The sequence below is a fragment of the Nesterenkonia sp. Act20 genome, assembly GCF_019173455.1.
Taxonomy (GTDB): Bacteria; Actinomycetota; Actinomycetes; order Actinomycetales; family Micrococcaceae; genus Nesterenkonia.
Genome location: NZ_JADPQH010000001.1, coordinates 1,357,544 through 1,383,389 on the forward strand (window position 1 = coordinate 1,357,544; position 25,846 = coordinate 1,383,389).

General features: G+C 66.6%; 27 protein-coding genes and 1 pseudogene. 6 read left to right on the top strand and 22 right to left on the bottom strand.

Going from position 1 to position 25,846, the window contains the following annotated elements; genetic code table 11:
• Positions 1-277: 277 nt before the first annotated feature.
• The 4 genes from purS to IY716_RS06290 all read left to right on the top strand — a co-directional run bounded on the left by purS (position 278) and on the right by IY716_RS06290 (position 4,140).
• Positions 278-538 (top strand): phosphoribosylformylglycinamidine synthase subunit PurS, encoded by a 261-nt coding sequence (gene purS, locus IY716_RS06275; RefSeq protein WP_218220699.1) that lies wholly within the window; start codon positions 278-280, stop codon positions 536-538.
• Positions 535-1,314, top strand: coding sequence for a phosphoribosylformylglycinamidine synthase subunit PurQ (gene purQ / locus IY716_RS06280; protein WP_218220700.1), 780 nt, complete (start codon positions 535-537; stop codon positions 1,312-1,314). Before purS ends, purQ begins: the two co-directional genes overlap by 4 nt.
• Entirely contained in the window at positions 1,311-3,686 is a 2,376-nt protein-coding gene (purL, locus tag IY716_RS06285) for a phosphoribosylformylglycinamidine synthase subunit PurL (RefSeq protein ID WP_369699608.1), read from the top strand. The genes purQ and purL overlap by 4 nt, the downstream gene beginning before the upstream one ends.
• A 79-nt stretch (positions 3,687-3,765) precedes the next feature.
• Positions 3,766-4,140, top strand: a complete 375-nt coding sequence (locus tag IY716_RS06290) for a response regulator transcription factor (protein ID WP_218220701.1) — start codon at positions 3,766-3,768, stop codon at positions 4,138-4,140.
• Between the two features lie 9 nt (positions 4,141-4,149).
• Here IY716_RS06290 and IY716_RS13730 read toward each other — a convergent pair whose 3' ends face one another.
• From IY716_RS13730 to IY716_RS06320, 8 genes and pseudogenes are all read right to left on the bottom strand, one after another.
• On the bottom strand, positions 4,150-5,943 hold the full coding sequence (locus IY716_RS13730; RefSeq protein ID WP_255316449.1) for a glycosyltransferase family 2 protein: 1,794 nt from the start codon (positions 5,941-5,943) through the stop codon (positions 4,150-4,152).
• A 70-nt stretch (positions 5,944-6,013) separates the two neighbouring features.
• Positions 6,014-6,310, bottom strand: coding sequence for an ATP-binding protein (locus IY716_RS14000; RefSeq protein ID WP_369699672.1), 297 nt, complete (start codon positions 6,308-6,310; stop codon positions 6,014-6,016).
• A gap of 244 nt (positions 6,311-6,554) precedes the next feature.
• Positions 6,555-7,718 (bottom strand): annotated as a pseudogene (locus tag IY716_RS14005) (histidine kinase dimerization/phospho-acceptor domain-containing protein); the annotation flags it as partial.
• 76 nt (positions 7,719-7,794) lie between these two features.
• Complete coding sequence (locus IY716_RS06300) at positions 7,795-8,748, bottom strand: L-lactate dehydrogenase (RefSeq protein ID WP_218220703.1); 954 nt, start codon at positions 8,746-8,748, stop codon at positions 7,795-7,797.
• A 67-nt stretch (positions 8,749-8,815) separates the two neighbouring features.
• The gene (locus tag IY716_RS06305; protein ID WP_218220704.1) at positions 8,816-9,169 is read right to left on the bottom strand and encodes a VOC family protein; all 354 of its coding nucleotides are present in this window, start codon (positions 9,167-9,169) and stop codon (positions 8,816-8,818) included.
• Between the two features lie 68 nt (positions 9,170-9,237).
• Positions 9,238-10,017 carry an amino acid ABC transporter ATP-binding protein gene (locus IY716_RS06310; RefSeq protein ID WP_304413973.1) on the bottom strand — a complete coding sequence of 260 codons (780 nt, stop codon included), beginning with the start codon at positions 10,015-10,017 and terminating at the stop codon, positions 9,238-9,240.
• On the bottom strand, positions 10,004-10,663 hold the full coding sequence (locus IY716_RS06315; protein WP_218221435.1) for an amino acid ABC transporter permease: 660 nt from the start codon (positions 10,661-10,663) through the stop codon (positions 10,004-10,006). Before IY716_RS06315 ends, IY716_RS06310 begins: the two co-directional genes overlap by 14 nt.
• Positions 10,664-10,707: 44 nt before the next feature.
• Positions 10,708-11,523: an amino acid ABC transporter substrate-binding protein gene (locus IY716_RS06320; protein WP_218220705.1), complete on the bottom strand. Its 816-nt coding sequence runs from the start codon at positions 11,521-11,523 to the stop codon at positions 10,708-10,710.
• Positions 11,524-11,667: 144 nt separating this feature from the next.
• Between IY716_RS06320 and IY716_RS06325 the strand changes: the two genes are divergently transcribed.
• Positions 11,668-12,162, top strand: coding sequence for a pyrimidine dimer DNA glycosylase/endonuclease V (locus IY716_RS06325; protein WP_218220706.1), 495 nt, complete (start codon positions 11,668-11,670; stop codon positions 12,160-12,162).
• Between the two features lie 26 nt (positions 12,163-12,188).
• Here IY716_RS06325 and IY716_RS06330 read toward each other — a convergent pair whose 3' ends face one another.
• From IY716_RS06330 to rpmB, 12 genes are all read right to left on the bottom strand, one after another.
• Positions 12,189-13,043, bottom strand: a complete 855-nt coding sequence (locus IY716_RS06330) for a MetQ/NlpA family ABC transporter substrate-binding protein (protein ID WP_255316450.1) — start codon at positions 13,041-13,043, stop codon at positions 12,189-12,191.
• Positions 13,044-13,145: 102 nt separating this feature from the next.
• Entirely contained in the window at positions 13,146-13,823 is a 678-nt protein-coding gene (locus IY716_RS06335) for a methionine ABC transporter permease (protein WP_218220707.1), read from the bottom strand.
• Positions 13,820-14,680 (bottom strand): methionine ABC transporter ATP-binding protein, encoded by an 861-nt coding sequence (locus IY716_RS06340; protein ID WP_218220708.1) that lies wholly within the window; start codon positions 14,678-14,680, stop codon positions 13,820-13,822. Before IY716_RS06340 ends, IY716_RS06335 begins: the two co-directional genes overlap by 4 nt.
• Positions 14,681-14,699: 19 nt before the next feature.
• Positions 14,700-15,176 carry a flavodoxin domain-containing protein gene (locus tag IY716_RS06345; protein WP_218220709.1) on the bottom strand — a complete coding sequence of 159 codons (477 nt, stop codon included), beginning with the start codon at positions 15,174-15,176 and terminating at the stop codon, positions 14,700-14,702.
• 94 nt (positions 15,177-15,270) lie between these two features.
• The gene (locus IY716_RS06350) at positions 15,271-17,238 is read right to left on the bottom strand and encodes an NHL domain-containing thioredoxin family protein (RefSeq protein WP_218220710.1); all 1,968 of its coding nucleotides are present in this window, start codon (positions 17,236-17,238) and stop codon (positions 15,271-15,273) included.
• A gap of 49 nt (positions 17,239-17,287) precedes the next feature.
• Complete coding sequence (locus tag IY716_RS06355) at positions 17,288-18,085, bottom strand: hypothetical protein (RefSeq protein ID WP_218220711.1); 798 nt, start codon at positions 18,083-18,085, stop codon at positions 17,288-17,290.
• Positions 18,082-20,214 carry a cytochrome c oxidase assembly protein gene (locus tag IY716_RS06360; protein WP_369699609.1) on the bottom strand — a complete coding sequence of 711 codons (2,133 nt, stop codon included), beginning with the start codon at positions 20,212-20,214 and terminating at the stop codon, positions 18,082-18,084. The genes IY716_RS06355 and IY716_RS06360 overlap by 4 nt, the downstream gene beginning before the upstream one ends.
• Complete coding sequence (locus IY716_RS13740; protein WP_255316451.1) at positions 20,211-20,459, bottom strand: hypothetical protein; 249 nt, start codon at positions 20,457-20,459, stop codon at positions 20,211-20,213. Before IY716_RS13740 ends, IY716_RS06360 begins: the two co-directional genes overlap by 4 nt.
• A gap of 209 nt (positions 20,460-20,668) precedes the next feature.
• Positions 20,669-20,953, bottom strand: coding sequence for an HU family DNA-binding protein (locus IY716_RS06365; protein ID WP_036474622.1), 285 nt, complete (start codon positions 20,951-20,953; stop codon positions 20,669-20,671).
• A 403-nt stretch (positions 20,954-21,356) separates the two neighbouring features.
• A complete protein-coding gene (rpsN, locus tag IY716_RS06370; RefSeq protein WP_036474463.1) occupies positions 21,357-21,662 on the bottom strand; it encodes a 30S ribosomal protein S14 in 306 nt (101 codons plus the stop codon).
• Positions 21,663-21,664: 2 nt separating this feature from the next.
• Positions 21,665-21,832, bottom strand: a complete 168-nt coding sequence (gene rpmG, locus IY716_RS06375; RefSeq protein WP_022872124.1) for a 50S ribosomal protein L33 — start codon at positions 21,830-21,832, stop codon at positions 21,665-21,667.
• Positions 21,832-22,068 carry a 50S ribosomal protein L28 gene (gene rpmB / locus IY716_RS06380; protein ID WP_036474464.1) on the bottom strand — a complete coding sequence of 79 codons (237 nt, stop codon included), beginning with the start codon at positions 22,066-22,068 and terminating at the stop codon, positions 21,832-21,834. Before rpmB ends, rpmG begins: the two co-directional genes overlap by 1 nt.
• Before the next feature lie 364 nt (positions 22,069-22,432).
• Here rpmB and IY716_RS06385 point away from each other — a divergent pair, with 364 nt between their 5' ends.
• Entirely contained in the window at positions 22,433-23,347 is a 915-nt protein-coding gene (locus IY716_RS06385) for a DMT family transporter (protein ID WP_218220713.1), read from the top strand.
• Here the strand turns inward: IY716_RS06385 and IY716_RS06390 are convergent.
• Complete coding sequence (locus IY716_RS06390; RefSeq protein ID WP_218220714.1) at positions 23,298-24,743, bottom strand: amidase; 1,446 nt, start codon at positions 24,741-24,743, stop codon at positions 23,298-23,300. The genes IY716_RS06385 and IY716_RS06390 overlap by 50 nt on opposite strands.
• Positions 24,744-24,825: 82 nt before the next feature.
• Complete coding sequence (locus tag IY716_RS06395; protein ID WP_218220715.1) at positions 24,826-25,818, bottom strand: D-2-hydroxyacid dehydrogenase; 993 nt, start codon at positions 25,816-25,818, stop codon at positions 24,826-24,828.
• Positions 25,819-25,846 lie beyond the last annotated feature (28 nt).

Consider the following 25,846-nt stretch of genomic DNA (forward strand, 5'->3'; position numbering starts at 1 on the left):
GCTTCAGCATCTCATCTGGGCGAAACCTCCATCCATTGGGCGCAAAACGTCGTTATGGCCCGACCAGCAGACGCGTATTCCACCGTTTTTCGCCCAATAGATGCCTTAGGCCTCACGGGCGGGCTGCTCGTGAGCAACCGGTAGACTGGACCGGCAAGCTCGCGGAGCGTGCCGCCGTCGTCCTCAGCCGTGCTGATCAGGTCCCGGCAGTGCGTGAGACGGCACCTGGCAGCGGTCCCGCGGGCTCACCCGCCCGCACCATCGCACAGGAGACCCTATGCCGCGCATCATCGTCGAGGTCATGCCCAAACCCGAGATTCTCGATCCACAGGGCAAGGCCATCGCCTCCGCACTGCCCCATCTGGGCTTCACCGGCTTTTCCGGAGTACGCCAGGGCAAGCGCTTCGAGCTCGCCGTGGACGGCGAGATCACCGACGAGATCCTCGAGAGCGCCCGCACAGCGGCCACCGAGATGCTCTCCAACCCGGTGATCGAAGACGTCATCAGCGTGCGCGTGGATGACGAGGACGCTGCATGAGCACTGAGACCCCCCTCATCGGGGACTTCCATGCCGCTCCGGGTGCCACTCCCCTGGGTGGCGCGCGCATCGGCGTCGTCACCTTCCCCGGCACCCTCGATGATCGCGACGCCGCACGCGCCGTCCGTCTCGGTGGCGGCACCGCCGTGGAACTCTGGCACGGCGAGGAATCGCTCCAGGGCGTGGACGCGATCGTGCTGCCGGGCGGATTCTCCTATGGCGACTACCTGCGCGCCGGAGCCATCGCCCGCTTCGCACCGCTGATGGGCAGGATCATCGAGGCCGCCACCGCCACCTCGGGAAGCCGCCTCCCGGTGCTGGGCATCTGCAACGGCTTCCAGATGCTCACCGAATCCCACCTGCTGCCGGGCTCCATGGTGAAGAACGAACACCTGAAGTTCCTCTGCAAGGACCAGGTGCTGCAGGTCGAGAACACCTCCACCGCATGGACCTCCCAGTTCACGCAGGATGAGCTCATCGCCATCCCGCTGAAGAACCAGGACGGGCAGTACCTCGCCGACCCAGACACCCTCGAGGCGCTCGAGGCCGAGGGGCGCGTGGTCTTCCGTTACGTGGGCGAGAACCCCAATGGTTCCCGCAACGCAATCGCCGGCATCACCAATGAGACCGGCAACGTCGTGGGTCTGATGCCGCACCCCGAACACGCCGTCGAGGCTGGCTACGGCCCCGACGACGCCACCGGGATGCGCAACGGCACCGACGGGCTGACCATTTTCACCTCCGTGATCGCATCTCTTGCCGGAGGTGCCCAGTGAGCGAGCAGACTGTGACAGACAAAGAATTCAACATCGACACCGTGGAGCACGCCTCCACCACCCCGGACACCGACCTGCCCTGGGCGGAGCTTGGCCTGAAGTCCGATGAGTATGACCGGATCGTGGAGATCCTGGGCAGGCGCCCGACGGCGGCCGAGCTGGCCATGTACTCGGTGATGTGGTCCGAGCACTGCTCGTACAAGTCCTCCAAGGTCCATCTGCGCCAGTTCGGCGAGAAGGTCACCGAGGAGATGAAGAAGGACCTGATGGTCGGCATCGGTGAGAACGCCGGGGTGACCAACCTCGGTGACGGCTGGGCCGTCACCTTCAAGATCGAGTCCCATAATCACCCCAGCTACGTGGAGCCCTACCAGGGGGCCGCCACCGGCGTGGGCGGAATCGTCCGCGACATCATCTCCATGGGCGCACGCCCGGTCGCCGTGATGGATCCCCTGCGCTTCGGCGATATCGACCACCCCGATACCAAACGCGTGCTGCCCGGAGTGGTCTCTGGCATCGGCGGCTACGGGAACTCCCTGGGTCTGCCCAATATCGGCGGTGAGGTCGTCTTCGACTCCGTCTACCAGGACAACCCGCTGGTCAATGCGCTGGCTGTCGGCGTGATGCGCCACGAGGATATCCGCTTGGCCAACGCCTCAGGCGTGGGCAATAAGGTCGTGCTCTTCGGCGCCCGCACCGGTGGAGACGGCATCGGCGGCGCCTCGGTGCTGGCCTCAGAGTCCTTCGATGATTCCAAGCCCTCCAAGCGCCCAGCAGTCCAGGTCGGTGACCCCTTCGCCGAGAAGGTGCTGATCGAGTGCTGCCTGGAGCTCTTCCATGCTGAACTTGTGGAAGGCATCCAGGACCTCGGCGCGGCGGGCATCTCCTGCGCCACCTCGGAGCTGGCCTCCAACGGCGAGGGCGGCATGCACGTGGAACTGCGGAATGTGCTGCTGCGCGATCCCTCACTGACCCCGGGCGAGATCCTGATGTCGGAGTCCCAGGAACGCATGATGGCAGTGGTCACGCCCGCCAACGCCGCGGAGTTTGAGCGCGTCATGGCCAAGTGGGAGGTCGAATACTCCTGGCTCGGCGAGGTGACCGACACCGGTCGGCTTATCATCGAATGGGACGGCGAGACGATCGTCGACGTGGACCCCCGCACGGTGGCCCACGACGGCCCCGTCTACGAGCGGCCCTATCACCGCCCCTCCTGGCAGGACTCACTGCAGGCGGACACCTTCCGCTCCTCGCAGGCAGGGCAGAACCTGCCACAGACTGGCCAGGAGCTCGGTCGCGCGCTGGTGGATCTGATGACCAGCCCCAATATGGCAGATGTCTCCTGGATCACCGACCAGTTCGACCGCTTCGTCGGCGGCAACACCGCTCTCTCCCAGCCCGATGACTCCGGCGTGATCCGGGTGGATGAAGAGACCGGGCTCGGCGTCGCGCTCTCCACCGATGCCAATGCGCGCTATGCCTATCTGGACCCCTATACAGGGGCGCAGCTTGCCCTGGCGGAGTCCTACCGCAACGTGGCCACCACCGGTGCGATCCCGATGGCGGTCTCGGACTGCCTAAACTTCGGCTCGCCGGAGGATCCCGAGGTCATGTGGCAGTTCGCCGAGGCCGTCCGCGGGCTTGCCGATGGCTGCCAGCAGCTGGGCATCCCGGTGACCGGCGGCAACGTCTCGCTGTACAACCAGACGGCGGGCCGCGCCATCCATCCCACTCCTGTGGTGGGCGTGCTCGGCAAGTTCGACGACGTCGGACGGCGCACCCCCTCGGGCTACGAGCGCTGGGCCGATGGTCAGGCGATCTACCTGCTCGGCGTGACGGCCGATGAGCTCGACGGCTCCGAGTTTGCCCGCGGACGCGGCCACCTGGGCGGGCTGCCCCCCGCGGTGGACCTTGAGGCAGAGAAGAAGCTCGGCGAGATCCTGATCAACGCCTCCCGCGACGGCATGATCGACGCCGCCCACGATCTCTCCGAAGGCGGCCTCGCGGCCGGCCTCGCCGAGATGAGCCTGCGCTTCGGCGTGGGTGCCCGGGTGGCCGTGGATGGGATCTGCGAGCGCGACGGTGTCGATCCCTTCACCGCGCTCTTCAGCGAGTCCCAGGCCCGTGCACTGGTCGCGCTGCCACGGTCGGAGGAGCTGCGCTTCACCGATATGACCTCCGCTCGTGGCTTCGCGGCGCTGCGGATCGGCATCGTGGATGCCACCTCGGGCGACCTCGAGGTGGCCGGACCGTTCGACGGCGGCAGCTTCACGATCGGCATCGACGAGCTGCGTGAGGCGTGGAGCGCGGTCATCCCCTCGCGCTTCGCCGGCCTGGGTGAGGCCACCGAGGCGGTCCGTCAGGAGAAGTGACAGCTGGCGTGTCAGACGATGACCGAGCGCCCCGGTGGGCCTCGCTTAGGATGGAGACGAATCCTAGGAGAGGAACACTATGCCGGAGACCCACCGGGCGCTCGTGATCGAGGACGACGACGATATCCGTCGCCTTCTCGAGATGGTGCTGACCCAGGCCGGATTCGGCGTGGACACCGTGCCCAATGGCGAAGCTGGCGTGGCCAAGGCCGCCGGTGGAGACTACGCCCTGATCAGCGTGGATGTGGGCCTGCCCGATATCGACGGGCTCGAAGTCGTGCGTCGCGTGCGCCCGAGCTTCAGTGGTCGGATCGTCATGGTCAGCGCCCGCTCATCAGCTGCGGACCAGGCCTCCGGCCAAACCGCCGGTGCTGACCTCTACATCACCAAACCCTTCCGACCACGGGAGCTCAAGCAGAAGTTCCTCGACCTGGTCTCCGCGGAGATGTCCTAGGGAGATGTCCTAGGCAGCGACAAACCGTGCGCGGATCTCCTCCACGGTCTCCTCACCTATGGCAGAGATGATCGGAAGCTCGCGGCGCATCGAGGCGTAGTCCTCGGCGTCGAGAGAGTTCCCAAGATCCTTGGCGCACTGGGCGAGGCGCTTCGCCCCCAGCATCTCGGAGGAGACCCGGATGCTGGCAAGCGCATCCGCCGTCGCCACGTGGTCATCGGCCGCGGCCGCGAGCCGCAGGTTCGCCCATCGTCGCGGCCAGATGAGTCCGAAGGTGTTGACCAGTTCCCTGGCGAAGTCTTCGGCGCCGTCGAGCTCCTCGGCCAGGCTGGTGATGATCTCCGCATCCAGCAGCGGCAGACGACGCAGCTCCTCGCGCAGTCCGAGCATCGGCATCAGCAGGTGATCGGCGTTCCGCGCGGTCTTCGCCCACGAGGTCTGTCCCCTGGCCATGCGCGTCATGGCCCGCGGGTAGTAGATGTAGATCAGGTAGATGTAGAAGACATACGCGACGCCGAGGAAGAAGCTGCTGAGCAGGCTCACATCCTCGCGACAGCAGTATTTGTAGAAGATTCCCCAGAGGAAGTACGGCAGGATCACAAGTACGGCAGCCAGCACGATGATCCACTCCACGGGATTGCCGAAGCTGAACCCGAACCGGCCCTCCACGGCTGCCAGGATGATCAGCACCGGAGCGAGCACCAGATTGATCATGAGCAGCCCCGGCTGTCCCATGAAGAAGTGGATCTCCGCCCAGCCCGAGCGTCGAAGATTGCCGCTCCTCCGCAGCGCCGAGAGCAGCTCGGCGCATTCCATGTTTCCCTGCGCCCAGCGTGTGCGCTGGGTCAGCAGGCGCCGCGTATAGGGCAGCGCCTCCTGTGAGACGTGTGCTTCTGGAACATAGTGCGTGCGGTGCCCCCGGGTGATGATGTTGAGCCCAAGCTCGTAGTCCTCACTGAGCTTCCTGCCCCAGGGTTGGCCGTACTCGGCGTCGAGATCGTCGAGCACCGAAAGCCGGGTGAACTGCCCGTTGCCGCCCATTCCCACGGTCCCGGTCTTGATCCGCAGCATCTGCATCGCCGAGTTCGAGGTGCGGAATTCGATGTCCTGCATGCGGATCAGCGCCCGGCCCACGAAGTTCTTCAACGGTCCGGAGCGTGGACGAGGCCTGCGATCGCCGCGGTTCTTCATCCACACCTCCAGCTGCACCGCCCCGACCGTGTCCTCGCCGAAGGCATCGGCGCCGGCGAGCAGGTCGAGAGCGTTGCCGGAGAGAAAGCCATCGGCGTCGAGCACGCCGATGACCGTGCGGTGCCGGTCTCTGCGGTCCTCCCCCACGGTTGAGGAGATCACGCGGTAGGCCGCATTCAGCGCGTGGCCCTTGCCGGTCCGCGCGTCGGGTCGGCGGCGGGAGATGAGGTGGACCTTGTCGTCGAAGTCTTGAAGTTTTCGCACGATCGTGGCGGTCGCGTCTTCGCTGTCATCGTCGATGACCCAGACATGCAGTCCGGGGAAGGTCGTTCGTGCCGCCGAGACGGTCTCGGCGATGACGCTCTCCTCATCCCGGCAGGGAATCATCACGTGCCAGGTCAGCGCATTGGGGTCTCCCTTTCGGTTCGGTCGGCGAAACAGGTAGGAGTGGATGAGCAGGGTGATATAGGTCAGCGCCAGCGAGGAGATCACGGTGACGGTGACGAGTCCGGAATCGCGGACCGGCTCGGCCCCGAAATCACCGAAGGCTCCCGAGAAGCAGAAGACGAGGGCGGCGATGCTGCCATAGAGCCCACAGGTGATGAAGACCATTGTGGAGACTCGACGGGTCCGCGGCCGGGTCGACTGATTCTTCGGCGCTGGTGACATGGAGGGGTCCTGTTCAGATCCGCACGTCGAGAGCGCGCTGGGTGAAATCGTTGTTCAACGTAAAGGTGAATCGCGCGCCTTCCCCGGGAGCCGATCGGACGGTGATGGTTCCCCCATGCGCCTCGATGATGGACTGCGAGAGCGCGAGGCCGAGGCCGGCCCCTGCCGTCTCGGACTGTCGAGCCGCGGGGGCGCGGTAGAAGGGAGTGAAGACCTGGCTCGCCTCGGACTGAGTCATCCCCGGACCGTCGTCGGTGACATTCACGGTCAGGCTCTCGCCACCGCTGGGGGTGCTCGCTAGGACTGTCACATGCCCCCCCAGACGGCGTGTACTTCAATGCATTGCCGACGAGGTTGTCCATGACCTGAGAGATGCGCAGGTGATCGGCGATGATGGTCGCACCGGCGTCCAGGTCGAGGTCCAGCGTGATGTTGCGTCGCTCCGCCATCGGCTGGAACCCGGTCACGCAGTCGGTGATCAGCTGCTGCACGTCGACCGGTTCGAGGTTCAGCGTCAGTCGGCCCACGGCGGCCTGCTGCTCCAGCAGCAGATCCTCCACCAGTTTGCTGAGCTTCTCGGCATTGCGTCGGATCACGCCGAGCTGGTCCTCCGCCTCATCCCGCACTGCCGACGCCGGCAGCTCTTGCAGCGTGTCCTCGGTGAAGTCGGTGAAACCCACGATCGAGGTCAGCGGCGTGCGCATTTCATGGGAGACCGTGGCGATGATCTCGTGCTGGGCGCGCAGAAGATTGTATTGATCGGTCACGTCGCGGAAGATCAGGAAAGAGGCGTCCCGGGTGCCATCATCGGCGAGCACGGCCCGGGCTGTGACCGAGATGACGCGCTGCTCCGGGCCAGGGTTGCCGGCGAGGAACTCCACGTTGTCAAACTCTTCACCCTTGTTGGCGCGAGCGGCTGGGCGGTTCAGTTCGGGGATCGGGGTGCCGTCAGTGTAGAAGAGCAGGTGGCCTGCCTCCGTCCGGTCCGAGTTGCTCGGCGGGGAGGCGTAGGCATGGATCTCACGTTGCGCACTGTTCGTCATCACATCGTGGCCGGCGGTGTCCATCACGAGCACCCCGACGTTCAGGTTCTCCAACACCCCGCGCAGCAGTCTGTCGGTGCGCTCCAGCTGCGTCAGCGACTCGAGCTCGCTCATCAGCGCACGCTTGGCCTCGATGCTGTTGGCCTCGAGGCTCTGCATAATCCCGACCACGGCGAAGGACATGAGCGCCAGAGCCACCGGCAGGACCGTGTATCTCGAGAACGACGCCACGTTGAGATCATCACTGATGGCCAGCAGCGAGGGAATGCTGATCGAGAGGACCACCATCAGCACGGCGACGGCGGCACCCCTGAGCCGGAACCGCACCACCAGCCACAGCGAGGGCACCAGGCTTAGATTGGAGATCACCGCGCCGTCGGGATAGGTGGCGTAGCGGCAGATGCCGCAGGCCACGATGCTGCTGATAGGCACCAGCCATTCCAGCGCCGGAGGCAGGCCGGCGCGCGGGGACATCGCGACCACTGCCGTGGCAGCGAACAGAAGTCCGAGCCCCAGCATCACCCGGAAGAGGGAGGTGGTCGCTGGCTCGAAGATCGCCAGTGCCACGGTGGGCGCGGTCAGGACCGCCAGAAAGGTGAGCTGCTGGACGAGGGCGAACGTCTTGCCGCCGGAGTGGTAGAACAACGCCCCCACAAAGGTCCCAATACGCGTCATGATGTGACACTTTACTGGGACAAGAGCTGCATCCCCGCGTTGACCTGGAACGAATCAGGAATCCGCCAGAGCTGAGTCAGAGGCGCAGGGACCTCTGCACGCTGACCAGCGCCTCGGCCGAGACCCGCAGCGCGGCAGCCTCGGCCTCGTCGAAGGGGGTCGTGACCACCGGCTCAGCCCCTCGGGCGGAGACCACGGTGGGGATGGACAGCGCCACACCGTCGATGCCGAGAAAGCCGTTGAGCACGCTGCTCACCGGCAGGATCGCGTGCTCATCATGGAGCACGGCCTCCACGATCCGCGCGGCAGACAGGCCGATGGCGTAATTGGTGGCTCCTTTGCCGGCGATCACCTGGTAGGCCGCGTTGCGCACCTCGTGCGAGAGGGCATCGAGCTCCTCCGGGTGGAAGACCCTGGTCCCGTCCCGCTCCCAGTCCAGCAGCGGGGTCACGCCGATGCTCGCAGAGGACCACAGCGGGAACTCGGTGTCTCCGTGCTCGCCGACGATATGGGCATGCACGCTGGACTGTGCGACTCCGGCCCGCTGGGCGAGCTTCCAGCGCAGCCTCGCGGTGTCCAGCACGGTGCCGGAGGAGAAGACCCGGCTGCTGGGGAGTCCGGAGATCTGCTGCGCCGCCACGGTGAGCACGTCGCAGGGATTGGTCACCAGCACGTAGACGGCATCGGGCGCGCGCTCGAGCAGCTGCGGCAGCATTCGGCGCAGGATCCCCACATTGGTGGCGGCGAGATCCAGGCGCGTCTGCCCGGGGTGCTGCTTGGCTCCGGCGGTGATGACGACGACGTCGGCACCTTCCACGTGTTTGAGGTCCGCGCCGCCGGAGATGTCGCTTGCTCCCGTGAACTGGCTGCCATGAGCCAGGTCGAGCACTTCAGCGTCCACGCGGGCGGCGTCGATGTCGTAGAGCCGCACGTGCCGGGCGGAGCCGCGGATCATGGCCGCATACGCCGTGGCGGTGCCCACGCTGCCGGCGCCGATGATGGCCAGTGTGGAGTTCTCGATGACGCTCATGGGCTCAGCTTCGCACAGCGCGACTCGGCTGGACAGGGTCAGGCTGCAGGGATCAGTGCAGCTGGGGTCAGTGCCAGCAGAGGCAGAAGGGGTGCCCGGCAGGGTCGGCGTAGACGTTGAAGCGCTGCCTGCCGGTGGCCATCTGCAGCACCGTGGCACCGAGTTCGACGGCCTCAGCGTGGGCTGAGGCGATGTCCTCGACGTCGAGGTCCAGGTGGATCTGCTGTGGCTGGCCATCGGGCCACTGTGGAGGCTGGTGATCCGGGGCCAGCTGCACCGCCACAGGTGCCGCGCCTTGGACCATGACGGTGTGCCAGTCCTCTTCGGCCTGCACCTCACCTCCCAGCATCCGGGCCCAGAACCTGCTCTCGGCGTCGAGGTCGGCTGCGTCGAAGACGACAGTGGTCGCGGTGATCTTCATGGCGTCCAGTCTCCGCCGCGGCACCGGGGCGGTCAAGGACGCAAACCGCAGGCTCAGCGCAGCTCAGCTCAGAACGGGTTGAGCAGCCGGTGCACGAAGCGCTGGGTTCGCTCCTGTGCCGGTTCGCGCAGGACAGTCTCCGCGGGGCCCTGCTCCACGACCACACCCTCGTCCATGAAGACCACGGTATCGGCGACCTCTCGTGCGAAGGCGAGCTCGTGGGTGACCAGGACCATGGTCCAGCCCTCCTCGGCGAGCTCCTTGATCACACGGAGCACGTCGCCCACCAGCTCGGGGTCGAGTGCGGAGGTCGGCTCATCGAAGAGCAGCAGCGAGGGCTCCTGGGCCAGGGCGCGCACGATGCCTACGCGCTGCTGCTGACCCCCGGAGAGTTCGTGCGGGTAGTTGTCACGCTTCTCGGCCAGGCCGACTCGCTCTAGGAGCCGTTCGGCGCGCTGCGTGGCGTCGGCCTTGGAGCGCTTCTGCACCTGGACGGGACCCTCGATCACGTTCTGCAGCACGGTCTTGTGCGGGAAGAGGTTGTAGCCCTGGAAGACCATGGCCGAACGGGTACGCAGCGATTCCTTCTCGCGCCTGCTGGTCTTCGCGCCGAAGGTCACCGCGGGCCCCCCGGAGAAGGCCACCGTGCCGGCGTCGGGCTGCTCCAGACCATTGAGGCACCGCAGCACCGTGGTCTTTCCGGACCCGGAGGGCCCGATCAGCGCGAGCACCTGGCCTGACTTCACCTGCAGATCGATGGAGCGCAGCACCTCGTTGTCTCCGAAGGACTTGTTCAACCCGGAGACTTCGAGCAGCGGCGTCTCGCCGAGACGATCAGTGGGCGACATAGCGGTCCAATCTCCGTTCGAGCCTGTCTTGAATCATGGTGAGCACCAGGCAGAAGCACCAGTAGATCACTGCGGCCTCCACGTAGATGATCATGAACTCCTGGCTGAACGCGGCGATCTCCTGGGCCACGCGGAAGAGCTCGGTGACCAGGATGAGCGAGGCCAGTGAGGTGTCCTTGACCAGGGAGATGAAGGTGTTCGACAGCGGCGGCACCGAGACCCGCAGCGCCTGCGGGAGGATCAGCCGCCACAGCGCCTGGTTGCGGGACATCCCGATCGTGTAGCCCGCCTCCCACTGGCCCTTGGGCACGGAGAGGATGGAGGCGCGGATGATCTCCGCGGCATAGCCGCCGACGTTCATCGAGAAGGCGATGGCGGCGCTGGGCCAGGGATCGATGGTCACCCCGACCGAGGGCAGGCCGTAGAAGATCACGAACAGCTGCACCAGCAGCGGGGTGCCGCGGATGATCGAGATGTAGACCCTCGCGATGCCCGAGAACAGCCGATTGCCGCTGATGCGCATCATGGCCAGCACCAGCGCCAGGGCCAGTCCCAACGTGAAGCTTGCAAGGGTGAGCGGGATGGTGCCGGTCAGGCCGCCACGCAAGAGTGGCCAGAAAGACTCGGCGACCAGCGTCCAATCGATGTCGATCACAGCTGAAGCCTAACGGGAGATGCTGGGGTGGAGGCTCACTGAGTGACGTCTTCGCCGAAGTACTTCTCGGAGATCTCAGCCAGCGTACCGTCCTCGGCGAGCGTGGCCATGGCCTCGTCCACCGCTTCGACCAGGGAGTCGCTGCCCTGGCGGAAGGTCAGTGCGGAGAAGGACTGGTCCTCGGTCTCGGCGGCGATCTTGATGTTCTCGTTGTTCTCCGTGGCCTGGTAGTCGAGGTAGGTGAGCTTGTCGTTGACGGTGGCGTCCACACGGCCCTGCTCGAGCAGCGTCACCGACTGCGCCCAGCCCTCCACTGCTTCGACGTCGGCACCTGACTCAGTGGCGAGCTCGTACCAGTTCGACGTCAGCGACTGCGCAGTGGTGGCCCCGTCGAGGTCCTCGAAGCTGGTGATGTCCTCGTTCTCCTCCAGGGTGACGATCACGCCGTTGGAGACGGTGTAGGGCTCGGAGAACTGGTAGCTCTCCTCGCGGTCATCGGTGATCGAGACCTGATTGGCGATGACGTCGAAGCGGGCCGATTCCAGTCCGGTGAACATGGCGTCCCACTGAGTCTCTTCGAACTCGACATCGACGCCGAGCTCCTCGCCCACTGCGGAGGCGATCTCCACGTCGAATCCGGTGAGCTCTCCGGAGCCGTCTTCGTGGTAGCTGAAGGGCCGGTAGGTCCCTTCGGTGCCCACGGTCAGCACGCCGGCCTCCTGGACCTCCTCGAGGCTCAGACCTGAGGCGGACTCGCCGTCGTTCTGGGCATCCTCGCCTCCGCCGCAGGAGGCGAGAGTCAGTGCCGCAGCGGCAGAGATCGCGAGAGTGGAGAGCAGGCGTGTGGTCATTGAGATTCCCTTGATTCGGCACCCCGTGTGGGCGGCGCGCAGACATGATCGGTCGCGGACAGGCACAGAACGCTATCACCCGCCCCCGGCGACTCCGGGCCCTCTGTTACGCCATACGTCGCCGCGCACCGGTAGCCTGTGCCGATGCGCATCTGGAGCCTCCATCCCGGCCATCTCGACCGTCAGGGACTCGTCGCCTGTTGGCGGGAGACGCTTCTGGCACAGGCCGTGCTGAGCGGACGCACCAAGGGGTACCTCGATCATCCGCAGCTTCTTCGTTTCCGCGCGCAGGCCGATCCGCTTGCCGCTGTCGGACGTTATCTGCAGGGCGTCGCGGAGGAGGCGGATGTCAGGGGCTACCGCTTCAATCGCAGCAAGATCATTCACTCGAAGACCGACACCGGAGAGGCGATCGACGTCACGGCGGGCCAGCTTGCGCTGGAATGGGAGCACCTCGCCGCGAAGCTGGAGCGGCGCTCCCCGGAGAAGGCTCGCGCGAACCAGCTCGCAGCGCAGCGGCAGACGCCGGCCCGGCCGGTGCCCGCTCCGCACCCGATGATGCGTGTCATCCCCGGGGGCGTGGAGCCCTGGGAACGCGCGTCACCGGGAACGGAGGGCATAACACCGCCGTCGAGCTGATCAGCCGCGCGGGCCTGCTCAACGCATCAGAAGGCGGGAGTCAGCGTCACGTCGTGCTCCTCAACCAGGAAGTCACGCACCTCGTCGCTGGTCATCGCATCCTCGAGTACTTGGATCTTCTCGCTGTCGAGGTCCGCCTCGTTCGCCACCAGGGAGATCGCGAAGCGTTCGTCGACGTTCTCCTCGACAGCGATGGCGTCTTCAGGGGTGAGCCCGAGGCTGCCGATATAGGTGGGGTAGTTGAAGACCGCCGCGATGCCGTCCTCCTCATAGGCCGAGGTGAGGTTGAGCAGGTCGACCTGTACCCACTCGATGTTCTTCGGGTTCTCCTCGACATCGGCCAACGTGGCCTCGAACCCGATCCCCTCTGGAAGTGTGATCAGACCCTGGTCTGCCAGGATCGCCAGCGCGCGTCCCTCATTGGAAGCGTCGTTCGGCAGGCCGATCTGGGAACCCTCAGGGATCTCGTCGAGGGAATCGTAGTCCTGGGAGTAGAAGCCCACACGCGCGTTGTAGATCGGCGCTACGACGGCGAGCTCGGCGTCGTTGGCCTCGTTGTAGGCCTGCATATATGGCTCATGCTGGGCGAAGTTGGCGTCCACTTCTCCATCGGCAAGGAGCCGGTTGTACTGGACGTTGTCGCTGACCTGCACCAGTTCAATGGTGTAGCCCTCGGCCTCGGCGACCTCGGCGGCGGCTTCGACAACGTCGGTCATCGGGGTGGTGTGCGAGGCCACCTGGATGAGCGTGTCGTCACCTGAGGCTTCGCCCGCCCCCTGGGACTCTTCCCCAGAACAGGCGGCGGTGGCGAACAGCGCCAGAGCGACGGCAGCGGCGCTCAGTGCACGGACGGGACGGTTCTGCGGGGATTCGGCGTTCAAGGTTCTCCTCGATCGGGATGGACGGACCTGGTCCAGGTCCGTATAGATCAACGACTCAGCCGCGCCGGTTATGCCGGGTGCGCCGGTCGTGACAGGTGTGTCTCAGCGCGAGCGATGATCCAGCGCCATCGAAAGTCTGGTCCCGAAGGCTTGAATCAGCATCACGATGACCACGATCACCGCGATGGTCACGTACATGATGTCGTATTCATAGCGCTGGTATCCGTAGCGGATGGCGAAGTCGCCGACGCCCCCGCCGCCGACCACCCCCATGATGGTGGAGTAGGAGATCATCGAGATCGTCACGGTGGTCAGCGAGAGCACCAGTCCGGAGCGCGCCTCGGGGTAGAGGAAGCGGGTGACGAGCTGCGACGTGCTCGCTCCGAGCGAATCGGCCAGCTCCACGGTGGCCTGCGGCACCTCCACCAGCGTCTGCTCCGCCCACCGCGCGTAGAGCGCGACGGCGACGAAGGAGAGCGGAACGGCCGCCGCCGTGGTGCCGAAGGAGGTGCCCACGGCCCAGCGGGTGAAAGGAATCAGCGCCACCACGAAGAGCAGGAACGGCACGGAGCGCACGACGTTGACGAACCCGTTGAGCCCCGCGTAGAGCCAGCCGCGCTCCTTGGGTCCACCCCGGCGTGAAAGGTACATTCCGGTGCCCACGGGCAGCCCGATCAACACTGCGGCAAGCAGCGACCACCCCAGCATCGCCCCGGTTTCCAGGATGGAGGTGATGATCTCGCCCTGGTACCTCGCGAGCCGCTCGCCGAACTCGTTCATTGCTGACCCCCTTCGAGGTAGCGCCGGGCGCGCTCGGAGTAGGAGTTGAAGCGCTCCCGCGCTTCGGGTGCCGCGATGTCCACGACTCCGGTGAGCCGTCCCGACTCGAGGATGGCGGCCCGGTCACAGGCTCCGCGGATGACCTCCAGCTCGTGGCTGACCACGACGATCGAGGTGTCCATCTCCTGGCGCACGCGCAGCAGGGTGGCCATCACCTCATCGGTGTGCTGACTGTCCAGTGAGGAGGTCGGTTCATCGCAGAGCAGGATGTCGGGTTCGTTCACCAGTGCACGGGCGATGGCCACGCGCTGCTTCTCGCCGCCGCTGAGCTGGGCGGGGTGCTTCGCGGCGTGGGCGCCCATGTTCACGAAGTCCAGCATCTCGAGGGCGCGCTCCCTGGGCGCCCCCCGGCCACTCGTCGCTGCCGCCCCCCGGCCACTCGTCTCTGCCGACCCGCGGCCGGTGGCTTCCGTCGATGCGCGGCTGTTCGACCCGGGCATCCCGCGGCGCCGATGCAGACTCAGCGGCAGCGCGACGTTGGCGGCGACGGTCTTGTTCGCCAGCAGGTTGAACTGCTGGAAGATCATGCCGATCCGGCGCCGCTGGAGGCGCTTCTCCGCAGGCCGCAGGGCGGCGAGGTCGACGCCGTTGACCCTGACGACGCCCGAGGTGGGCGCCTCCAGGGCGTTGATCAGCCGCAGCAGCGTGGACTTCCCGGAACCTGACTCCCCCACGACGCCGAAGATCTCGGCCTCATCGATGCTGAGGCTGATGTCGTGCAGGGCGTGCACGGACTTGCCCCTGCCGGTGGCTGAGCGCTGGGTGAAAGTCTTGTTGACCTGGTCGAACTCGATCATCGAGGAGAAGACGGCGGAATCAGCTCAGGCCGTAGGCCAGCAGCGACCGGGACCAGTCCTCGATCCCCGGCCAGTCACGCAGGTCGGCATTCTCGGGTGCCTTGGCGACCTTGAGCATCATCTTCTCGAGGAAGCTGAGCTTCTCCGCGTCGATGGCTCCCCGGAAATAGGTGACCTCCCGGTGCGGGTAGCTGCGCAGCTGCTCGGCCAGTTCCGGGGCGAGGCTGGGCCCGCCGCCCACGGCGAAGAGGAACAGCGGCTTGCCGGCCAGCTCGGTCTGGTTCGCCTCGAGGAACAGTCTCCCGGGACCCCAGAGCTTCTGCTGGTACACCGGGATGCCGAGCACGACGTTGTCCGTCTCGTAGAGCCAGGCGCTCGCGTCGGAGACATCCTTGACATGCGCGGAGACACCGCGGTTCTGCAGCGTGGAGGCGATGTGCTCACCGATCTCCGCGGTGGACCCATGCTTGCTCGCGACAACGACCATCGTGGTCATAGTTCAACCGCCTTCTTCGCAGAAAATCTGGTTCGCCCATGAGCTTACCAACGCCAGGCCCAGGTCGGGACGGGCAGGGCGTTCTCAGCTGCGCTCAGCGCACTCCGCGCAGGTCCAGAGTGAGCTCGGTCTGCGCCCCGTCCTCGAGTCGGACCGGGATGCCCCAGTCCTGCTGATAGAGGTGGCAGGCTGCGTGCATCGGGATCTCTTCCCCGGGCGAACCGTCACAGGCAGCGGCACGGGCGGTGATGTGCAGCACGCCTTCGGCGACCTCGGGGTTCAGCCGCAGAGTGCGGTGCAGGCCCTCGGAGTTTCCGCCGCCGTCCAGCAGCAGGTTCTCGGGGGAGGAGGAGATCTTCAGCTGGGTCGGATCACCCCAGCGGTCATCCAGTTTCTGGCCTGTGGGGGCGGCGAAGCCGATGTCCAGGGAGAATTCCCCGGGAGCCACCGCGGTGGTGGGGCGCTGGGTCTGCGACGCTCCTTCATCCACGCTCAGGTAGTCCTCGGGGATCGCGATGCGGACCAGCTCGTGGGCGTTGGTCTCCACGACGAGCAGGCCGGTGCCGTCGGCGTCGAGGAGCACGTCTGAGGGTTCCTTGAGCCCGCGGGCGACCGTGGACACCTCGGCGGCCACGGTGGTGCCGTCGGCGGCCAGGTGCTCGCCGCGGTAGCGCCTGATCGCGCCGTTGTAGGTGTCGGCCACCAGGACCGAGCCGTCCGGCAGTGCGGTGACGCCCAGCGGGTGCTGCAGGCGGGCCTGCCCCGGCTCGCCGTCGCGGAAGCCGAAGTCGAACAGGCCTTCGCCCACCACGGTCTCCACGGCGGGCTGCGCGGCCGCGGCGCCGGTCCGGATGACGCGCAGCGAGGAGGTCTCGGAGTCAGCGATCCAGATATCGCCTGCGGCATCCTCGGTGAGTCCCGAGGTCTGCGCGAACCAGGCCGCGTCCGCCTCGGCGTCGAGGAGTCCCTCGAGCCCGGTGCCGGCGAAGATGGACAGTTCGCCGGTGCGTGGATCGAAGGTGAAAATCTGATGGGTCCCCGCCATCGCGACGACGACGAGGCCGAGGGTCTCGGACCACAGCACGTCCCAGGGCGAGGACAGCGAGACGTTCAGCGGGTCGAGCCCCAATGATCCGGATTCGACGGCTCCGGCCCGGGCGCGCTCGGCGTCGAGCAGCCGCTGGACGCCGTTGCCGGCGAGCGTGGTGACCTCGCCGGTGGAGGTGTTGATGCCGCGGAGGCGGTGATTCACCGTGTCCGCGACCACGATGTCGTAGCCGACCTGGGCGCTGAGCGCCTCCGGGAGAACAGTCAAACCCTGCGGCTCGTTGAACCGTGCGTCATCGGCCACGCCGTCGTGGTGACCCTTCTCCTGGTCCTCGCCGCCGCCCCAGGAGCGGACGACGGTCTGCAGGTCCGGGTCAAGCTCGACGATTCGGTGGTGACCGGTGTCCGAGACCAGGAAGTTCCCGAGCGAGTCCTGCTGCCCGCCGAGCGCGCGGGAAACCGGAACGGCCTTGCCGGGGAAGCGCAGCGTGCGGGAGACCGGCTCGGGGGGCACATAGGGGCCGTCACCACGGTGCAGCGTCCCCTTGGCCTCATGCTCAGCGGCAAGCTCCTCGACCAGCGAGGTCAGCCCGGCCACGTGTCCCTCTCCGGCAAGCGACGCCGCGATGTATCCCTGCGGATCGACGACGACGAGGGTCGGCCAGGCACGGGCCGAGTAGGCCTGCCAGGTCACCAGGTTGGGGTCATCGAGCACCGGGTGGGCGATCTCGTAGCGCTCCACTGCTGCGGCGAGCGCATCGGGATCCGCCTCGTGCTCGAACTTCGGAGAGTGGACGCCGACGGTGACCAGTACGTCTCTGAAGCGCTCCTCGAGCGGGCGAAGCTCATCGAGGACGTGCAGGCAGTTGATGCAGCAGAAGGTCCAGAAGTCCAGAATGACGATCTTGCCGCGAAGGTCCTCCAGGGAGACCTGCTTGCCTCCGGTGTTCAGCCAGCCTCTTCCGACCAGCTCGGAAGCGCGCACACGCTCGGCGCGGCGAATCGTCTCTGTCATGCGGGTTCTCCTGTCGGTCCTGCGGTGGTTCGTGCCGGTGCGCCCGAGATCATGGTGTCTCCTCGAGCGCGGCGGCCGTTTCTGCACTGATGGCTTCGGCGATGGAGGTGAACTCCGCCGAGGCGGCCTCCTCACCTCCGGTGAAGGAGACCATGATGATGTCATCCTTCACCTGCGTGAACAGGATCTGGGCGAAAGTTGTTCCTTCACCGGTCCTTTTCCAGGAATAGCTGATGGTCTGCTCCGGTGAAGACTCTGTTTCAGGCTCGGTGATGCTCAGCGCGTAGTCGATTCCGTCCAGGGTGAACTCCGTGTCTGCGCAGGTCTCGAGGAGCTGGCGCACGTTGTCCCGATGGACCTGGACCTGCTCGGCGTCCTGCTCGTCGGCCAGTTCGGCCAGCTCGACCGACCCGGCTCCGGAGAAGCTCTCCGCGAAGAAGTCGGCACGCACGGTGTCCTGGCCCAGCAGCAGCGGGGAGAAGTCGACCGCGGCGAGCGGGTCGGCGCAGGAGGCAGGTGTGACTTCGACATCGGGGTCCTCCCCTGCCAGGGAATTGCCCTCGAGCAGGTCTCTATAGGATTCGGCGACCTCGGCCGAGACGAAGCCTGCCTCCGTGAAACCGAAGCTGGAGGCTCTCTCGAGTCCCGCCTGGGCGGCAGCGATGAGTCGGGGGGATCCGTTCACCTCGCCATCGCTGCTCTCAGCCTCGCCGCTCTCGGGATCGGCGCTTTCGGCCTGCTGCCCGGACTCGGGCTCCTCCGGGGCGGAGCACCCGCTCAGCAGGAGCAGCCCGCCCAGCGCGAGGACGGCGGAGCAAGAGGTCAGGAGGTTTCGGTAAGGGTTCATCGCGGCTGATCCCGTTCTGCCATCTCGGCGAACATGTCGTTGTAGTCGTGCAGCTCCGCGTCCCCGGAGCGGTCAGCTTCGCGATCGAGCCGCTTGGTCTCACGTTTGTCGTCGCGCGACCAGATGACACCGGCGGCGAAGGACATCAGGATCGCGGGGATCTCTCCCAGGGCCCACATGAGCTCGCCACCGCGGTGCTGGTCCTCCAGCGCGGTGAAGCCCCAGTCGTGCCCCATATTGCCGAACCATGCCGCCTGGATGAGCTGGTCGGAACTGGTCATCGCCACCGCGAGAAACGCGTGGAAGACCATCGTGGCCAACAGGATGATCAGCCGCATCGGATGCGCGGGGCGCTGGGGCAGCGGGTCGGCTCCGATGAGCACCAGGGCGAAGATGTAGCCGGTAGCCAGGAAGTGGAAGATCATCAGCTCGTGGCCCACGTGGTAGTTGAGCACGAGCCCGAAGACGGGGGTGTAGTAGAAGAGCAGCAGCGACCCGGCGAAGTTCACCGCCGCCACGATCGGGTGCGTGACGATCTTCGAGAAGCGCGAATGCACGAGCCAGAGGATCCACTCTCGCGGCCCTCTGGTGCCGTCGGTGCGCGCCGGCAGCGAGCGCAGGGCGAGGGTCACCGGGGAGCCGAGCACGAGGAAGATGGGCGCGACCATGGTCAGCGTCATGTGCTGGATCATGTGCCCGGAGAACAGCACCATTCCATAGACCGCAGGACCCCCGGAGGTGACCCAGAGCAGCACCAGGAGACCGAGCAGCCAGCTCGCCGTCCGCAGCACGGGCCAGTGGTCCCCGCGTCGACGCACCCTCACCATCGCCAGCACATACCAGGCGGCGAGGAAGACGATCACCGCGACCCAGAGCCAGTCCGGGCGCCAGAGGGTGAACCAGAGACTTCCCTCGGGCTGGGGCGGGAGGTCATACCCGGTCAGCGTCCGGGCGGGGCTCGCATCCGGGGGCAGCTCCTCCGAGACCGGAGGTGCGGTGCGCCCGAGGATCGTGCTGATCCCGATCACGGCAGACATGATCGCGACCTCCACCAGGATGAGCTGGAAGAGCATGCCGGCGGGTCGGCTTCGGCTGTGCAGCCGGGGAATGATCCAGCTGCGGTGCAGCCAGCCGATCAGCGCCAGGCCAGCAGTGGCCAGAAGCTTCGCGCAGAGCAGCAGGCCGTACTCGGTGCCCACCAGCTGGTCCAGCGATTCGATCCGCAGGCTGGCGTTGATGACCCCAGAGGCGACCACGGTCAGCAGGGCCAGCCCGGCGAGCGTGGAATAGCGACGCAGCAGCGTCTCCGTCAGGTCGGCGGAGTCGGCGCCTGCCCCGCCTCGCCCGGCAGGGCCGGTCCCGCGTCGCGCCGCCTCCCGACCGAGGCTGGGAGCCAGCAGCGCCAGGACCACGAGACCGCCCACCCAGACGACGACGCCGAGCAGGTGCAGTCCCAGCGAGTTGACCGCAGCGTAGTGATCATCTCCGGAAGCGGAGTGCCCCACCAGCGCCATGGGCAGGATGGCGGTGAGCCCGAGAAGCCCGATGAAGAACAGTCCGGCGGGGGCGCGCACCGCTGTGACCAGCGTGGTGAAGACCGCGGAGATCAGCACCACTGCGGTCCAGGCCTGCCCGTTCGCAATCGACTGGACATACCCGAAGAATCCCGAGGCGAAGGAGTCCGAGGCAGAGAGCTGGAGTCCGGAGAGGTCTGAGAAGGTGAGCACCAGCACGGCCACGGCAGCCACGGTCCAGACGACGCCCGCCAGGCCCGCAATCTGCAGGATCCGCGTGAAGATCGGGTGCTCGGCCGCGGCCTCGGTGTTCCCCAGCTTCCTGCGCTGGCGAGGTCCGCGCTGGGGCGGGACGGCGACGGCAGCCAGGATCACCGCCGCGAGGGCAGTGGCCATGGCGAGGTGGTGGATGAAGCGTGCCACCGGCAGACCCCATCGGGTCAGGGCTCCGGAGTCCGAGAGCTCTCCGGGCTCGGAGACGCCGGTGAGGACGCCCGCGATGATCAGGGCCAGCAGACCGGTGCACAGCACCGCTGCGGTCAGTGGGAGGGGTGCTCGCCAGAGATCGGCGCGAGGCCGTTCCTGGGTCGAGGTGCGCACGGTGGAGGTGCTCACGCGCCGTCGTTCCTGCGTGGATCGTCTCCGGGCTCGGCCGATCCGTGGGAGCCGGTGCCGCTGGAATCCGATCCGTGGGAGCCGGTGCCGCTGCGCCAGCGCTGGGAGTCGTTCATCTTGCGCCGGGCGAGCACGACCACCAGGACCACCACGAGCAGGCTGACCAGCCCGAAGACCAGCGGGCTCCATGCCGGCAGACCGTCGGCGGAGGCGGCGCCCGCGGTGAGGGCGAACGAGACTGTCATGGTGCTGCACCTTCCTGCGGGGGCGCCCGTGACGGGGCGTCGACCAATTCTACGCCGCGTAGAAAGACGGCGTGGAAAGACCAGGGAATCACGTGGCGGGAGACGTCGGGGAGACGACGTCGGCCCCCCACCCAGCGGACTGGACGAGGGGCCGAGACGTTCAGCGCGGCCGCGGCTCGCCCTCTAGGGGCGGCTGCGACTCATCACGCTCATTTGCCGGTGGCAGCAGCCTTCAGCTTTGATCCGGCGGAGAGCTTCACGGAGTAGCCCTCGGGGATCTGGATGGTCTCGCCGGTCTGCGGGTTGCGTCCGGTGCGGGCGGCACGCTTGGTGCGCTCCACTGCCAGCCAACCGGGGATGGTGACCTTCTCGCCCTTGGAAACCTGTTCGGTGAAGACCTCGAAGACCGAATCCAGGACGCCGTTGACGGCGGCCTGGGAGTTGCCGGACTTCTCTGCGACTGCTGCGACGAGCTCGCTGCGGTTCAGTGCCATATGTTTGTCCTCCTGGACTTATTCGGTGGCAGTCCCCGGCCTGAGCGCGTGCCGCCGCTGCATTTCTCAGGCGGCGGCGCGCGGGTCATGCCGCGTGGGGCTTTCAGAACGGCAACTTACCACGCAGGCCCGGACGAACCAGCATAGAAGCCCGAGATTCTGGGCCGAATCGCCGCATTTTCCGCTCCGCGAACACTTCACAGGACAATAGGAAGCGCGTTCTGAACAAAAAAGCCACCCGTGCGAGGATGCAATTCCTCCAGGGGGTGAGGAACAGCTGCCTGTGCACGGGTGGCGGTCTTTGGGTTCTGCAGTGACAAATGTACAGCAGAACGAGCGACGGGGTGGGTCACCCGAAGGTGGCCCACCCCGTCAGCGAGGTTCGCGATTCAGAACCGAGGGGTCACCAGGAAGACTTGGTGATGCCCGGAAGCTCACCCTTGTGAGCCATGTCGCGGAACCGGATACGTGAGATGCCGAACTTCTGGAAGGTGCCACGGGGGCGACCATCGATGGAGTCGCGGTTGCGCACGCGGATCGGGGAAGCATCACGGGGAAGCTTCTGCAGACCCACGCGGGCTGCTTCGCGGTCCTCGTCGGAGGCGTTGGGATCAACAAGGGTCTTCTTGAGCTGCAGACGCTTCTCGGCGTAGCGCTCAACGATGACCTTGCGCTGTTCGTTCTTTGCGATCTTGGATTTCTTGGCCATGATCAGCGCTCCTCTCGGAAGTCGACATGCTTGCGAACGACCGGGTCGTACTTCTTGAGCACGATGCGGTCGGGGTTGTTGCGGCGGTTCTTACGGGTCACGTAGGTGAACCCGGTGCCTGCCGTCGACTTCAGCTTGATGATGGGACGTACGTCCTTGTCCTTTGCCATTAGAGCTTCTCACCCTTCTCGATCAGCTCGGCGACGACTACGTCGATGCCGCGGACGTCGATGGTCTTGATGCCCTTGACGGACAAGGTCAGCGTCACATTGCGCCCCAATGAAGGGACCCAGTAGCGCTTCTTCTGGATGTTCGGGTCGAACCGGCGCTTGGTGCGCCGATGCGAGTGGGAAATTGAGTTGCCGAACTGCGGCCCCACTCCGGTCACCTGGCAACGTGCTGCCATGATCACTCCTCTGACGTAAGTACGTGAATGTATACGGGCGGCACCCGATTCTGGGTCCCGCCACCAGCTATGACACCGTTACTTGCGAGGACGGACCAGGCTGGGTGAGATCCAACCGAAGTGTCTTCTCATTCGCACAGCGAGACGCTGCACGGACGGTGGTGCTTGATGTGGTGCTCTGGAATCCAGGCTTCACAACGGCCCTGCTGCTTTCCGGCGCCTAACCCCGGCGGCCCTCTTCCAAGAGGACACGCATGGGCACAGCGCAGCACGGCTTGCGACTGTCAATCATAGCCCGGCCCTCGGGATTGAGCAAAGCGGATCGATCAAGGCGAATCGAGCAGGGCGGCGGTACAGTCATGGCGTGACTCAGACCGCCACCCTTCCCCGCAGGACGCTGCCCGTGGCGGCGATCATCGCCACAGTGCTCATGTGGGCCTCGTCCTTCGTCCTGATCCGCTGGTCGGCCGGCGAGCTCTCCCCCGGACCGCTCGCGCTGCTGCGGCTGGTGGCAGGTTCCGCAACCCTGACCATCCTGCTGCTGTGGGTGCGACGCGGGCGCATCACCTTGCCGACGCGGGCCGCGATCGGACTGACAGCGCTCTTCGGCGTCATCTGGTTCGCCCTCTACACACTGGTGTTCAACCTCGCGGGACACTACATCGATGCCGGAACCATCGCGATGGTGGTCAATCTCGCCCCGCTCATGGTCGGCGTGGGCGCCGTGGTGTTCTTCAAGGAGTCCTTCTCGCCACGGCTCTTCCTCGGCATGGTGGTCTCGCTGTGCGGGATCGGCCTGATCACCGTGGCGGGCTCCACCGGCCAGCTGGCGCTGGCCGGACTCGGCATCGCACTGGTCGCCGCCTTCCTCTATGCGGGCGGCATGCTGATCCAGAAGGTGGCGCTGCGGCATACGGACCCGCTGACCGCCACCTGGTTGGCCTGCGCGGCAGGGACCGTCGCACTGCTGCCCTTCGTCAGCGCCACCATCAACGAGGTCCAGTCCACCTCGACCCCCGTGATCCTGGGGGCGATCTACATGGGCATCGGACCCACCGCACTGGGATTCTGGTTCTGGGGCTACGCCATGAACCACTTCCCCACCGGCAAGGTGGCCTCGAGCACATTGGCTGTCCCGGCCGTCGTCGTGATCATGTCGGGACTCACGCTCGGGGAGATCCCCCCGCCGCTGGGAATCCTCGGCGGCGCGATCACCCTGACCGGTGTGGCTATCGCCCAGCTCCGCCGACCCGCGCGGCCGGTGAGACCGGCGCACTGAACTTCTCGCCGCTGGCGATCTCGTAGGCGCGGGCGGCCCGCAGCGTGGACCGGTCCTGGGTTCTGGCGGCGATGATCTGCAGACCCACCGGCAGACCGGAGCTCGTGAGTCCACAGGGCACCGAGACGGCAGGCTGCTGGGTCATGTTGAACGGATAGGTGTAGGGAGTCCAGCTGGTCCACAGCTCCGAGGGCCACCCGTCAGGGGCCTGCCGGGTGGCGTCGAAGGCCGGGATCGGCATCGTCGGGGTGAGCAGCAGATCGTAGGACTGATGGAAGTTCCCCATGCGCACCCCCATGTCCATCCGCACGGCGGTCGCGCTGAGGTAATCCAGCGCCGAGGCGTCGGCGTACTTCTCGATCCCCTCCCGAAGCCCCGGATCAATCTTCTCCAGCGCGCCGGGCCCGTAGGCCTCGAGCACCTTCGCCGCCCCGGTGAACCAGAGCACGTGGAAGGCCTCCACCGGGTCCTCGATGTCGGGGTCGACCTCCTCGATGTCGGCACCGAGCGAGGCCATCACGTCGACGGCCTCCCGCACGCGCTGTTCCACCTCCGGATCGTTGGTGCCGAACCCCAGCGTGGGTGAGTACGCGATCCGCACGCCTGCCAGCGAGGACGAATCTGCCTCAAGCGTGGCCAGGTCTGCCGCAAACGGACGTGTCGGTGAGGGAAGCGCCGACCAGTCCCGAGAGTCGAAGCCCGAGATCACGTCCAACAGCAGCGCGGTGTCCGTCACCGTCCGAGCCATCGGCCCGGCGTGGGCCAGAGTGCCGAAGGGGCTGGCGGGATACATCGGCACCGTGCCATAGGTGGCCTTGATCGCGACGGTGCCGGTGAAGGCTGCCGGGATGCGCACAGACCCGCCCCCGTCGGTGCCCACGGCCCAGGGCCCCATTCCGGCCCCGACGGCCGCTGCCGCCCCTCCTGAGGATCCTCCCGCGGTCACCGAGGGGTCCCATGGGTTGGAGGTGATGCCGAAGCGCTGGGAATCTGTGGTGCCCTTCCAGGCGAACTCCGGCGAGGCGGTCTTGCCGATCAGCACCGCACCGGCGGCGCGCAGCCGCGCCACACAGGGGGCGTCGACGTCCCAGGGGCCGGACTCATCGATCAGGTTCGACCCGCGCAGCGTCGGCCATCCTGCGGTGTAGAAGATGTCCTTGATCGAGGTCGGGATGCCGTCGGCGGGGCCGAATGACTCACCGTCGGCCCAGCGCCGGGCGGAGTCCCGCGCGGAGGCCAGTGCGGACTCCCGATCGACCAGGACGAAGGCGTTGATCTCGCCGTCCTGCGTCTCGATCCTTTCGAGCGCCGCCTCGGTGGCATCCACCGGAGTGAACTCCCCACTGCGGTATCCCGCGAGAAGCTCGACGGCGGTCAGTTCAGCAAGGTGCGGCATGCGCCCCTCCTCAAGCTCTTGAGTCCGCGGACTCGGCGGGTGGATCTAGATCTTTCGGTGACTCGAATCGGCGAGGTTCGGTTCAGCCGCTGGGGACGTATCCCTTGGCGGTGTCGACCACGTTGCGCAGCGGCTCTCCGTCCAGCCAGCGCTCCGCGTTTCGCACGAACTGCTCCGCGAGGGCATCGCGCCAGCCCCGGACATCGCCGGACATATGCGCCGAGATCGTCACGGTCTCCATGCCCCAGAGCGGAGAATCCCGGGAGAGAGGCTCCTCGACGAAGACGTCGAGCGTGGCTCGGGAGAGCCGTCCTGCCTCCAGCGCACGAATCAGCGCCTGCTCGTCCACAGACTCTCCGCGTCCGACGTTGATCAGATGCGCCCCCTCGCGCATCGCAGACAGGGTCTTCTCGCCCACCAGCCCGGTGGTCTGCGGCGTCAGCGGCGCGGCATTGATGAGGTGGTCGAAGGCCCCCACATGCAGGTCCAGCTCCGCGCTGTCGATCACCGTCCCGAAATCGGGGTCCTGCTCCCGCGAGGTGCGCCCGGCACCGGTGACGGCGATCCCGACGGCGCGAAGCAGCCGTGCGATCTCGCGGCCGATGGCACCGGTGCCGACGACCAGCGCAGTGCTGCCCTGCACCTTCTTCGTCTCGCGATGCACCCACTCCCGATTCTGCTGGTGCCGCAGGCTGCCGGAGAAGTCCTTGGCGTGGGCGAAGATGGCCGCGAGCACGTACTCGGCGATCGGTCGGTCGAAGATCCCCTGCGCGTTGGTGACGGTGACGGCCGAGTCGCTGAGCTCCTCGAACATGAGCGAGTCGACACCTGCGGCCGCCACGTGGATCCATTCCAGCGCGGCGGCGTGCGGCCAGGCCTGCTTGACGGCCGGGGAGAAGAAGTCCCAGAGGAAGAGCGCCTGCGCCCCGTCCAGCGCTTGCGGCAGGTCGCCGGCCTCGGTGTAGCGGATCTCGGCGCGCGCAGCGATCCGCTCGAGTCCGCTGGGGCGCGCATTCGGTCCTGCGGTCTCCGCGGAGGGACAGAGCACGGCGATGATCGGCGGAGCTGCTGACATGCTCACCTGCCCTTCATCGCGGGGGATT

Coding starts and splice junctions, on each gene's coding strand:
- purS (WP_218220699.1), top strand. CDS start 278: ATGCCGCGCATCATCGTCGAGGTCATGCCCAAACCCGAGATTCTCGAT.
- purQ (WP_218220700.1), top strand. CDS start 535: ATGAGCACTGAGACCCCCCTCATCGGGGACTTCCATGCCGCTCCGGGT.
- IY716_RS06290 (WP_218220701.1), top strand. CDS start 3,766: ATGCCGGAGACCCACCGGGCGCTCGTGATCGAGGACGACGACGATATC.
- IY716_RS13730 (WP_255316449.1), bottom strand. CDS start 5,943: ATGGTCTTCATCACCTGTGGGCTCTATGGCAGCATCGCCGCCCTCGTC.
- IY716_RS06300 (WP_218220703.1), bottom strand. CDS start 8,748: ATGAGCGTCATCGAGAACTCCACACTGGCCATCATCGGCGCCGGCAGC.
- IY716_RS06305 (WP_218220704.1), bottom strand. CDS start 9,169: ATGAAGATCACCGCGACCACTGTCGTCTTCGACGCAGCCGACCTCGAC.
- IY716_RS06310 (WP_304413973.1), bottom strand. CDS start 10,017: ATGTCGCCCACTGATCGTCTCGGCGAGACGCCGCTGCTCGAAGTCTCC.
- IY716_RS06320 (WP_218220705.1), bottom strand. CDS start 11,523: ATGACCACACGCCTGCTCTCCACTCTCGCGATCTCTGCCGCTGCGGCA.
- IY716_RS06325 (WP_218220706.1), top strand. CDS start 11,668: ATGCGCATCTGGAGCCTCCATCCCGGCCATCTCGACCGTCAGGGACTC.
- IY716_RS06335 (WP_218220707.1), bottom strand. CDS start 13,823: ATGAACGAGTTCGGCGAGCGGCTCGCGAGGTACCAGGGCGAGATCATC.
- IY716_RS06340 (WP_218220708.1), bottom strand. CDS start 14,680: ATGATCGAGTTCGACCAGGTCAACAAGACTTTCACCCAGCGCTCAGCC.
- IY716_RS06345 (WP_218220709.1), bottom strand. CDS start 15,176: ATGACCACGATGGTCGTTGTCGCGAGCAAGCATGGGTCCACCGCGGAG.
- IY716_RS06350 (WP_218220710.1), bottom strand. CDS start 17,238: ATGACAGAGACGATTCGCCGCGCCGAGCGTGTGCGCGCTTCCGAGCTG.
- IY716_RS06355 (WP_218220711.1), bottom strand. CDS start 18,085: ATGAACCCTTACCGAAACCTCCTGACCTCTTGCTCCGCCGTCCTCGCG.
- IY716_RS13740 (WP_255316451.1), bottom strand. CDS start 20,459: ATGACAGTCTCGTTCGCCCTCACCGCGGGCGCCGCCTCCGCCGACGGT.
- IY716_RS06365 (WP_036474622.1), bottom strand. CDS start 20,953: ATGGCACTGAACCGCAGCGAGCTCGTCGCAGCAGTCGCAGAGAAGTCC.
- rpsN (WP_036474463.1), bottom strand. CDS start 21,662: ATGGCCAAGAAATCCAAGATCGCAAAGAACGAACAGCGCAAGGTCATC.
- rpmG (WP_022872124.1), bottom strand. CDS start 21,832: ATGGCAAAGGACAAGGACGTACGTCCCATCATCAAGCTGAAGTCGACG.
- rpmB (WP_036474464.1), bottom strand. CDS start 22,068: ATGGCAGCACGTTGCCAGGTGACCGGAGTGGGGCCGCAGTTCGGCAAC.
- IY716_RS06390 (WP_218220714.1), bottom strand. CDS start 24,743: ATGCCGCACCTTGCTGAACTGACCGCCGTCGAGCTTCTCGCGGGATAC.
- IY716_RS06395 (WP_218220715.1), bottom strand. CDS start 25,818: ATGTCAGCAGCTCCGCCGATCATCGCCGTGCTCTGTCCCTCCGCGGAG.